The sequence below is a fragment of the Burkholderia sp. BCC1644 genome, assembly GCF_902833225.1.
GTDB lineage: Bacteria > Pseudomonadota > Gammaproteobacteria > Burkholderiales > Burkholderiaceae > Burkholderia.
The window spans coordinates 230,913-242,659 of record NZ_CADFEI010000007.1 but is presented as its reverse complement, the minus strand read 5'-3'; the positions used below and the strand labels follow the sequence as shown (position 1 = coordinate 242,659).

General features: G+C 71.2%; 2 protein-coding genes. One reads left to right on the top strand and one right to left on the bottom strand.

All coding sequences use genetic code 11. The features are described 5' to 3' along the window. Nucleotides 1–46: 46 nt before the first annotated feature. Nucleotides 47–1,792 (bottom strand): cyclic peptide export ABC transporter, encoded by a 1,746-nt coding sequence (locus tag HWX87_RS16220; RefSeq protein ID WP_176048061.1) that lies wholly within the window; start codon nt 1,790–1,792, stop codon nt 47–49. Between the two features lie 274 nt (nt 1,793–2,066). Here HWX87_RS16220 and HWX87_RS16215 point away from each other — a divergent pair, with 274 nt between their 5' ends. Further along, nucleotides 2,067–11,738: a non-ribosomal peptide synthetase gene (locus HWX87_RS16215; protein ID WP_176048060.1), complete on the top strand. Its 9,672-nt coding sequence runs from the start codon at nt 2,067–2,069 to the stop codon at nt 11,736–11,738. Nucleotides 11,739–11,747: the final 9 nt, after the last annotated feature.

The following is an 11,747-nucleotide window of genomic DNA, read 5'->3' as shown; positions in this document are numbered from 1 at the left end:
CGACGCACTGCCATGGCAGCGCGTCGGCGATTTTTCTTATTGCTTCTTAAGCGCTCAGCGCATCGACGCCATCCTGCGCACGCAGCCGCGCAGGCATCGTGTCGCTGACGATGCGCCCGTTGTCGAGCTTCAGCAGCCGGTCGGCGAGATCGAAGTAGCGGTCGTCGTGCGTGATCACGATCACGGCCTTGCCGCGCGCGCGCAGCTCGGGCAGCAGTTGCTCGTAGAACACGGCCTTGAACGACGGGTCCTGGTCGGCCGCCCATTCGTCGAACAGGTAGAACGGCCGGTCTTCCAGATAGGCGACGACGAGCGCGAGCCGCTTGCGCTGCCCGGTCGACAGCGCGCGCGTCGAGAACGCGCCGTCGACTACTTTCACCTTGTGGTCGAGCGCGAGCTTCGCGACGAGCGCGTTTGCGCGGGCATCGGCCTGTGCGCGGGACGGCGCGTCGGGGTCGACGATGCCGAGCAGCGCATCGAACAGGTGGAAATCGTTGAATACCGCGCTGAAGCGCTGCCGGTACGCGGCACGCTCGCGCCAGCCGATCGTGCGGCCGTCGACCTCGATCGTGCCTTCCTCCGGCTCGTAGAGCCCCGTCAGCACCTTCGCAAGCGTCGTCTTGCCGCTGCCGTTGCCGCCGACGATGAACACGAGCTCGCCCGGCTTGATCGTCAGGTCGATCGGCCCGATGCTGAACATCCGCTCGTCGCGTTCGTGGAAGTACGCGTGCGTGACGCCGCGCAGCGTGACGGCGCCGGCCGGCGGCACGTCGGGCGCATCGGCCGCGGGCGGCACCGTGCGCAGCGCGCCGAATTCGGTCATCACGCCTTCGATCCGCTTGAGCGACACGCGTGCGGCATTGACGGTCGGCAGGTTGTTCAGCAGGCCGTCGAGCGGCACGAGCATGAACAGGAACACGACGACGTAGCCGGCGGCCGCGGCCGGGTCGGCGTGCACGCCGAGCTGCGGCCAGAACGATGCGACGCCGAGGAACACGTAGAACAGGAAGATGATCCAGCCGACCCCGACCGCATACGCGCTGAACGCGCGGCGGCGGTGGTCGCGTACTTCGCCGATCGCGGCGCCCAGCTGGCCGTCGACGAACTGGCGGGCGCGCGCATCGTGCAGCTTCAGCTCCTTCGCGCCGGAGAACAGCGAGCCCAGATAACCGAACAGGCGGTCCTGCGCCTGGCCGGCCGCCTCGAGCGACGCGATCGCGCGGCGGTCGCCGGTGTGATAGCCGAGCGAGCCGGCGATGATCGCGGCCAGCGCCAGCAGGCACACGGGCCACGACAGCCACGCGAGATAGCCGAGGCAGCCGAACACGATCGAGCCGTGCATGACCAGGTTCGGCAGCGCAAAGAACAGCATCGACACGTTGGTCGCGTCGTCGGTCAGCACCGACTGAACGGGCGCCGCGCCGATCCGCTCGATGTCGCGCAGCTCGGCCGCGCCGACGCGCCGCGCCAGATGCACGCGCAACCGCGCCATCGTGTCCTGCGACAGGCGGGCGAACAGCGTGCCCGACACGATCCGCGTGACGAGCGCGATCACCGCGCACAGTGCGAAGCGCCACGCGAGCGACGCATCGGCCGCGCCGGGCTGCGACAGCGCGCGGTTCAGCGTCGCGACGAGCAGCACGCTCGCGACGCCGTTCAGTACGCACGCGGTGAGCGCGAGCGTGAGCGACACGCGGCTCTCGCGCAGCAGTGCAAGGATCAGGCGCGCAGCGGGGCGGCCGGGGGAGGCGTCGAGGGACGGCGGGGAAGAAGGCTCGTGGGCGGCTGTCATCGGCAACGTCGGTAAAGGGAAGGCAAGCAAAAAACGCGGAAACGGCGAATCTGACGCGAAAGCAGCGAGCGAGGCGGGGCCCCGTTCCGGCTTTCCTCCCTGATAGACGAACGGGCCACGCAAATATTTAGCAGCACCGTCAAAAAAACGCGGCCGCACGCACTTTGCGCGCAAAACGGTAAAAAATCGGCCGCGTCGTTCGTCACACCAGTGAAGCCGCCCCAAGCGGCCCCGAGACTTGGCCGAAGCGGCCGGACCGAAGGACTTCACGCACATGACGAGTTTCCCGACTGCGCTGCATCACCGAATCCGCGAACTGGCGCGCATCGCGCCCGACGCACCCGCCATCGCGGTCCCTTTCCAGCACGACCTGCGCCTGTCGCGCGGCGCACTCGACGCACGAGCGTCGCACCTGGCCCGGCGGCTGCGCGCAGCCGGCGTCGGCGCGGAAGTGCGGGTCGGCGTGTGTGTCGAGCGTTCGTGCGAACTGTTCGTCGCGCTGCTGGCCGTGTTGAAAGCGGGCGGCGTGTTCGTGCCGCTCGATCCGCGCCATCCGGCCGCGCGCCTCGACTGGATCGTCCAGGATGCGCAACTGCGGCACGGCATCGTCGATGCCGCCGGCCGTGCAGCGCTCGGCACGCCGTTCGAACACGCGTTTGACCCCGCAGCCGAAGCCGCGGGCGGGCCGGCTCCCGGCGCCGACGACGAAGCGGTACCGGTCCATCCGCGTTCGGCCGCCTACATGATCTACACGTCGGGCTCGACCGGCACGCCGAAGGCGGTGGTCGTCGAGCACGGGCCGCTTGCCGCACATTGCGCCGCACTCGCGGCCGCGCTGCCGATCGAGGCCGGCGACCGTCTGCTGCATTTCGCATCGGTCAATTTCGATGCCGCGCATGAATGCTGGCTCGCGCCGCTCGCCGTCGGCGCCAGCATCGTCGTGGCGCCGCCGCAACCGTTCGCACCGGACGCCGCGCATGCGCTGCTCGTGCGCGAGTCGGTCAACGTCGCCGCGTTCCCGCCTGCCTACCTGCGCGAATTCGCGGCCGTCGCCGCGCGCGACGGCGTGCCGCCGGCGCTGCGCGTGCTCGCGTTCGGCGGTGAGGCGCTGCCGCAACAGGCATTCGAATTCGTGCGCGGCACGTTCCCGTCGGTACGACTGATCAACGGCTACGGGCCGACCGAGGCCGTGATCTCGCCGATGCTGTGGCCGGTCGAGCCGGGCGAGACACCCGTGCTGGCCGCGGACGATGCGTATGCCTCGTTGCCGATCGGCCGCGTGATCGGCCCGCGCGTCGCGCGTGTCGACGGCGCCGAGGCCGATGGCGTGGGCGAACTGCTGCTCGGCGGCGTTTGCGTCGCACGCGGTTATCACGGCCGCCCGGCCTTGACGGCCGAGCGTTTCATTCCCGATGCGGATGGCGAACCCGGCGCGCGCGTCTATCGCACCGGCGACCTTGCACGGCTGCGCGACGACGGCGCATTCGACTACCTCGGCCGCCTCGACGATCAGGTTCAGGTGCGCGGAGTACGCGTGGAGCCCGCGGAAATCGCCGCGTGCCTGCGTTCGCATCCGGCCGTGGCCGACGCGGCCGTGGTTGCCGAAACCGGCAACGGGCCGACGCGGCTGATCGCATGCGTCGCGCTGCGCGCGGCGGCCGACGATGCGGCGCTGAAGGCGCACGTGGCGGCGCAATTGCCGGCTGCGTGGCAACCGCACCGGTTCGTGCGCTGCGACGCGTTGCCGTATACGTTGAACGGCAAGATCGACCGTGCCGCGCTGCGCGAACGGATTGCCGCTGCCCGCGACACGACGCAAGGTGCCGGCGATGCGCCGCGTACGCCGACCGAACAGCAGATCGCCGGCCTCTGGCAAACGCTGCTGGGCCTCGATGTCATCCCGTCGCGAGACGACCGGTTCTTCGCGCTGGGCGCGGATTCGCTAGCGGCCATGCAGCTGCAGGCCGCGATCCGGGCGGCCGTGCGCGTGAACCTGCGGCTCGACACGCTGTTCGCCGATCCGGCGCTGGCCGAACTGGCCGAGCAGGTCGATGGTGCGGAACGCGAGACCGGCGAGCCGCTGGCCACGATTTCCGCACGCCGCGCACCGGCCGGTGCGGCTGTATCGGGCGCACCGCATGTCGACCGTGCGGCTTCGCTTGCGCAGCAACGTTTCTGGGTGCTCGCGCAAACGCGTGACGCGAGCGCCGCGTATCACATCGCCGCGCACTGGACGATCGACGGCGCACTCGACCGCGACGCGCTGCAGCGCGCGCTCGATCACGTGATCGGGCGTCACGAAGCGTGGCGCACGACGCTCGTCGACAACGACGACGGCGTCGTGATGCAGCGGATTCATGCGCATCTGCCGGTGTCGATCGCCGATATCGACCTGCGGGACGAGCCGCCCGCTGCACGCGACGCGCAAGCGACGCGGCTCGCCGAGCGCGACGCGGCCGAACCGTTCGATCTCGCGCGCGGCCCGCTGCTGCGCGCGACGCTCGTCGCGCTCGCCGACGACCGTCACCGCCTGCTGCTGACCGCGCATCACGCGATCACCGACGGCTGGAGCTCGCGCTGCGCGTTCGACGAACTGTCGGCCGCGTACCGCGCGTTTGCCGAGGGCCGTGAACCGTCGCTGCCCGATCTGCCGATCCAGTACGCCGACTACGCCGACTGGCAGCGCGACATGCTGGCCGGCGGCGAGGGCGCACGCCAGCTCGACTACTGGCGCGGCGCATTGCGCGACGTGCCGGGCTCGCTCGCGCTGCCGGTCGACCGCCAGCCGGGCGCCGTGCGCACGCTACACGGCGCACGCGTGTCGGTGCGTCTGCCCGATGCGGCGGCGGCCGACGTGCGGCAACTCGCACGCGACGCACAGGCCACCGTCTTCACGGTGCTGCTGGCCACGCTCGACGCGTGGCTGTCGCGCGTGACCGGCGCAACGGATATCGTCGTCGCGGTTCCGGTCGCACATCGTCAGCATCCCGAAACGCGTGCGCTGCTGGGGCTCTTCCTGAATACGGTCGCGCTGCGCGTGCAGGTGGCGCCCACCTTGCCGTTCCGCGCGCTCGTCGACGCGGCGCGTACGGCGGCGCTCGACGCGGTCGCACACCAGGACGTGCCGTTCGAGCGCGTCGTCGATGCGGTGAAGCCGCCGGTCAAGCGCGGCGACGAATGGCTGCGCGTGAAGTTCGCGCAGCAGTTCGACGCGCGGCACGACAGCGTGCTGCCGGGCGCCACGGCAGTCGCGACGCCGGGGCCCGATCTCGCCGCGCGCTTCGACTTCGCACTGGATTTCACCGACGACGCGAACGGCATCGAACTGGTCGCGGCGTATGCAACCGACTGCATCGACGCCGACACCGCGCGTGCATGGCTCGACAGCTATGCGGCGCTCGTCGGCGCAGCCGCGCACGACCCGCACCACACGACGGCCGCGCTGCCGTGCGACGCATCGGCCGCATCGCGCCAGCCGCGAGACGGACGCGCGCTGCGTATCGAGCACGCCGACATTGTCGCCGCGTTCGCGCGGCAGGCGGCTTCCTACCCGCATCGCGTCGCGCTTTCCGACGCATCGACATCGCTGACGTTCGCCGAACTCGACGACGCGACGAACCGCGTCGCACGCGCACTGACGCAGCGCGGCGTGGCCGCCGAAGCGGCCGTGATCGTCTGCATCGAACGGTCGGCACGTTTCGTCGTCGGCCTGCTTGGGGCGTTGAAGGCCGGCGCGCTCGCCGTGCTGCTCGATCCCGCGCAGCCGGCCGCACGTCTCGGTGCCGCGGCGGCCGACTGTGGCGCTCGCTGGGCGCTCGTCGCGGACACGGCCGCGTGGCCGGCCGGCATCGACACGCAGCCGCTCGACGTCGACACGCTCGCGCAGGATGCGACGCTCGCCCATGCGGCCGGCGTGCGCGTCGCGCCGCACCCGGAACAGGGCGCGTACTTGATCTATACGTCGGGCTCGACCGGCACGCCGAAGGGCGTCGTCGTGTCGCACGGCGCACTGGCCGACTACGTGCAGGGGATGCTCGACGAACTCGCGTTCGCACCGGATGCATCGTTCGCGATGGTCTCGACCGTCGCGGCCGACCTCGGCCACACGACGCTGTTCGGCGCGCTGTGCGCGGGCCGCACGCTGCACCTGTTGCCGGCCGCCTGCGCGTTCGATCCGGACCTGTTCGCCGACGAAATGCGCCGTCGTGAAGTCGGCGTGCTGAAGATCGTGCCGAGTCACTTGCAGGCGCTGCTCGACGCGCGCGTGCCGGCCGACGTGCTGCCGCGCCACGCGCTCGTGACGGGCGGCGAAACGCTCACGTGGGCGCTCGTCGCGCGCCTGGCCGCGCTCGCACCGGCCTGCCGCGTGATCAACCATTACGGGCCGACCGAAGCGACGGTCGGCGCGATCGCCTGCGACACGGCGTCGATTGCCGCCGATGCACGCGATCCCGCGAGCGGCGTGCCGCTCGGCCAGCCGCTGCCGAATGCGCGTGCGCTCGTGCTCGACGCGTTCGGCGCGTGCGTACCGGCCGGTTCGACGGGCGAGCTGTATCTGGGCGGGCCGGGCGTCGCGCGCGGCTATCTCGGCCGCCCGGCGCAAACCGCCGAGCGCTTCGTCCCCGATCCGTTCACGCCCGGCGCGCGGCTGTATCGCACGGGCGACCGCGTGCGGTTGCGCGCGGACGGCCGTCTCGCCTTCCTCGGCCGCATCGACGACCAGGTGAAGATCCGTGGCTATCGCGTCGAACCCGGTGAGGTGAGTGCGGCGGTGCGCGCAGCCGGCCCGGTCGCACAGGCCGAAACGCTTGCCATCGAACACGATGGCCGCCTGCGGCTCGCGACGTTCGTCGTGATGCGCGACGGCGCGAACTTCGACGAGGCTGCCGTGCGTGCGGCGCTTGCCGAGAAGCTCCCCGACTACATGGTGCCTGCGCAGTTCGTCGCGCTGGCTCGCCTGCCGGTGACGGCGAACGGCAAGATCGATCGCGCGGCATTGCGCGAACTGGCTGCTACAACGGTTGCGGTTGCGGTCGCGTCCGGCGACGCACCGCAGGGCGCGGTCGAAACCGTGCTTGCCGAAGTCTGGCAGGCCGTGCTGAAGGCGCCGCACGTCGGCCGTGACGACAACTTCTTCGAACTCGGCGGCGATTCGATTCTCGTGCTGCAGGTGATCGCCCGTGCGCGCAAGCGGGGCGTGCGCTTCACGCCGAAGCAGTTGTTCGACGGCCCGACGGTCGCCGAACTCGCGCGTATCGCGAAGACGGATGACACGGCCGCCGCCGTACTGCCTGCGGGCGCGGCCGCAACGGCAGCCGCGACGCCGGCAGCCGCCCCGATCCTGACGCCCGCGCAGCAACGCTTTTTCGCGCTCGATATCCCGAACCCAGGTCACTGGAACCAGTCGGTTGCATTCGACGCGCGCGGTTCGTTCGATGCCGACGCATTCGCGCACGCCTTCGACGCGCTGCTGACGCATCACGACGCATTCCGCCAGCGCTTCGCGCGCGGCGCGGACGGCTCGTGGCACGCGAGCGATGCCGCGAAGCCGTACGATGCGCTGCCGTTCGTCGAAGTCGTCGCGCACGACGAAGCCGACGCGCTCGCACGCTTCGACGCGCTGCAGCGCCGTCTCGACCTCGGCCGCGGGCCGCTCGCCTGCGCGTGCGCGGCACGGCTGCCGGACGGCTCGACGCAGCTTTATCTCGCGATTCACCACGCGGTCGTCGACGGCGTGTCGTGGCGCATCTTGCTCGACGACCTCGACACGGCCTACCGCGCCGCATGCGAACGTTCGCCGATCCGCCTGTCGCAGCCGGGCCTGCGTGCCGACGCATGGGCCGCGCGGCTTGCGCGTGCCGCGACGGAACCCGCATCGCCATTCGCCGGCGAGGCCGCGTACTGGGCCGGCATGGCGCAGGGCGACGACGTCGTACCGGATCATCCTGGCGCAGCGGCGACGAACGCCGATGCGGCCGTCGTCGTGCAGACGATCGACGCGGCATTGACCCGCGCGGCGCTGACCGATGCGCATGCCGCCTATCGCACGCAGACGATCGAGCTGCTGGGTGCGGCGCTCGCGCTGGCACTGGCCGGCGCTCGCCACGCCGCATCGTGCCGTGTCGAACTGGAAGGGCATGGCCGCGAGGCGCTGTTTGACGACGCGGACGCGAGCCGGACGATCGGCTGGCTGACGAGCCATTACCCGGTGACGCTGCCGGTCGCGGCAACGGCGCGCGACACGCTGTGCGCCGTCAAGGACACGCTGCGCGCGGTGCCGCACAAGGGGCTCGGCTTCGGCGTGCTCGCACACTACGGCGATGCGGCGACGCGCGCGGCGCTGGCCGCCGTGCCGCGTCCGCGCGTCACGTTCAACTACCTCGGCCAGTTCGACGCGCCGCGCGATGCCACGCTCGTGCCGCGCTTCGGCGGCACCGGCGTCGAACGCGATCCGCAAGGCCCGCTCGGCAATACGCTCGCGATCCACGCGTACCTCGATACGGACCGCGACGGCGCGCGCACGCTTAAGGTGCACTGGGTCTACGGCGCGCCGCAATTCGAGCGCGCGACGATCGACGCGTTCGCCGAACGCTTCGCGTCGGCGCTGCGCGAACTCGTCGACGCGTGCGCGTCGCGCATTGCACACCGCGGCGCCGGCGCGACGCCGGGCGATTTCCCGCTGGCCCAGGCCGCCGGTCTCACGCAGGCCGCGATCGAGCGCACGCCGCTCGACTGGCGCGCGATCGACGACGTGTACCCGCTGTCACCGATGCAGCAGGGCATCCTGTTCCATGCGCTGTTCGCGCCGGGCCACGCGAGCTACGTGAACCAGCTCGTCGCAACCGCGACCGCGCTCGACGCCGGCCGGCTCGCGGCCGCGTTCGACGCGTCCGTCGCGCGTCACGACATCCTGCGCACGAGCGTGATGCCGGACGAAGCCGCGCCGCTGCAGTGCGTCCACCGTCATGCGCGGACGCCGGTCGAGCAGCTCGACTGGCGCGAGCGCGGCGACACGCTCGACGCCGATTTCGACGCCTGGCTCGCCGCCGACCGCGCGCGCGGCTTCGACTGGCGCGAGCCGCCGCTGATGCGGCTCACGTTGATCCGCGTGTCGGCCGACGCCTGGCGCGTCGTGTGGACGCGTCATCACGTGCTGCTCGACGGCTGGAGCACCGCACGCCTGCTCGGCGACGTGCTGCGCGACTATCGCGACCCGGACGCCGTGTCGCCGTTCGCGAGCCGTCCGGCGTTGCGCTACCGCGACTTCATCGCATGGCTCGGCACGCGCGATCGCGACGCCGACGAACGTTTCTGGCTCGAGCGTCTTGCCCGCCTGGATGCACCGACGCTGATCGCGGAACGAACGGCCGATCGGGCCGATGCCGAGATGGTCACGTGGCGCGCGACGCTCGATGCGGACACGATGACGCGTGTCGCGCAGACGGCGCGTACGCTGAAGCTGACCGTCAACACGCTGGTGCAGGGCGCATGGGCGCTCGCGCTGCAGCGGATGACGCATCAACCGGCCGTCGCATTCGGCGCGACCGTCGCGGGTCGTCCCGACGCGCTCGCGGACGTCGACTCGGTGCTCGGCCTGTTCATCAACACGCTGCCGGTCATCACCGCGCCGGCGCCGCAGCAACGCGCGGCCGACTGGCTGCAGACGCTGCAACGCGAGAACGCGGCCGCCGCCGAGCATGCACACACGCCGCTTGCCGACATCCAGCGCTGGGCGCGCGGTGCGGGCGGCGCACTGTTCGATACGCTGGTCGTGTTCGAGAACTACCCGGTCGACGACACGGCGCGCGACGCCGATCCGCGTGCGCTGGCGTTGAGCGGCGTACGCAGCATCGAATCGACCGACTTCGCGCTGACGCTCGTGATCGAGAGCGGCGCCGAACTGACGATCGACTACGGTTACGACACCGCACGCGTCGATGCGCGGCAGGTCGAGACCTGGCACCGTGCGTTTGCCTGTGCGCTCGATGCACTGGCCCGTACGCCGGACGCGCTGCTCGGCACGCTGTCGATTGCCGACGACGCCACCCGCGACGCGCTCACGCTCGCCCAGGATACGGCGCGCGCATGGCCGGCGTCGCAACGACAGCCGCTGCACCTGCAATTCGCCGACGCGGCACGGGAGACGCCCGACGCGATCGCGCTCGAATACGCGGACGTACACGGCGGCGTGCATCGCGCGACCTATCGCGAACTCGATGCAGCGACGTCGCGCATCGCGGCCGCGTTGCGTCGGCGTGGTGTGCAACCCGACACGCCGGTCGCGCTGTGCGTCGAGCGTTCGTTCGACATGGTGATGGCGCTCGTCGGCGTGCTGAAGGCCGGCGCCGCGTACCTGCCAGTCGATCCCGACTATCCGGCCGAGCGCATCGCCTACCTGCTGCGCGACGCGCGGGCGGCCGTCGCGATCACGCAGGACCATCTGCGCGAGCAGGTCGAGGCCGCGCTGGGCGAGGGCGCCGACACGCAGTTGCTGACGGTGGCGGACCTGCTTGCCGATGAAGTCAACGACCTGCCCGCGGGCGAAGCCGCAACGATCGACGACGCACGGCTCGCCTACCTGATCTATACGTCCGGCTCGACCGGCAAGCCGAAGGGCGCCGGCAACACGCACGGCGCACTGGCGAACCGGATCGCGTGGATGCAGCACGCATACCGGCTGACGCGCGACGACGTCGTGCTGCACAAGACGCCGTTCGGCTTCGACGTGTCGGTCTGGGAATTCGTGTGGCCTCTGGCGATCGGCGCGAAGCTCGCGATCGCCGCGCCCGGCGACCATCGCGACCCGGCGCGTCTCGCGGCCGCGATCCACGCGCACGGCGTGACGGTGCTGCATTTCGTGCCGTCGATGCTGGCCGCGTTCGCCGCGCATCTCGACGACTTCTCGGCCGCCGCGCAATGCGACACCGTGCGCCTGATCGTCGCGAGCGGCGAGGCGCTCGCCCCCGAACTCGTCGCGAAGATGGCGCGGCTGCTGCCGAATGCAACGCTCGTGAACCTGTACGGGCCGACCGAAGCCGCGATCGACGTGTCGCACTGGACCTGCGGCCCCGACGACGCGCACGCGGTCGCGGTGCCGATCGGTCATCCGATCGCGAACCTGCAGCTGCACGTGCTCGATGCGGCCTGGCAGCCGGTGCCGGCCGGCGCGACCGGCGAACTGTACCTCGCGGGCGCGGGCCTCGCGCGCGGCTACCTCGGCCGTCCGGCGCTGACCGCCGATCGTTTCGTGCCCGATCCGTTCGTGCCCGGCGCGCGCATGTACCGCACCGGCGACCTCGCGCGCCGGCGCGCCGACGGCGCGCTCGACTACCTCGGCCGCGTCGACACGCAGGTGAAGCTGCGCGGCCAGCGGATCGAGCCGGGTGAAATCGAAGCGCTGCTGCGCGCGGCGCCCGGCGTGAACGATGCGGTCGTGATCGTGCGCGACGAGCAACTGATCGGCTACGTCGCCCGCGGCGATGCCGGCCCGCTCGATCGCGCGGCGCTGCTCGACGCACTGCGCGCGCAACTGCCGGCGTACATGGTGCCGTCGCAACTGATCGAGCTCGACGCGTTGCCCGTCACGCCGAACGGCAAGTGCGACCGCCATGCGCTGCCCGCACCGGTGCGCGAAACGGCCGAAGCCGTCGAACTCGCGACCGATACCGAGCGCGCGCTTGCGGAGATCTGGCAGCGCGTGCTGCACGTGGACGCGATCGGCCGCGACGGCGATTTCTTCCTGCTCGGCGGTCACTCGCTGCTCGCGACGCAGGCCCATGCGCAAGCCAACCTGCACTGGGGGCTCGCGCTGCCGCTGCGCACGCTGTTCGACACGCGCACGCTGGCGCGCTGCGCGGAAGCGATCGACGCGGCCTGCGCCGCACGCGGCGAGACCGATGCGGCAAGCGCGATCGACGCGCTGCTCGGCGAACTGGAAACCCAATAAGGACGACGG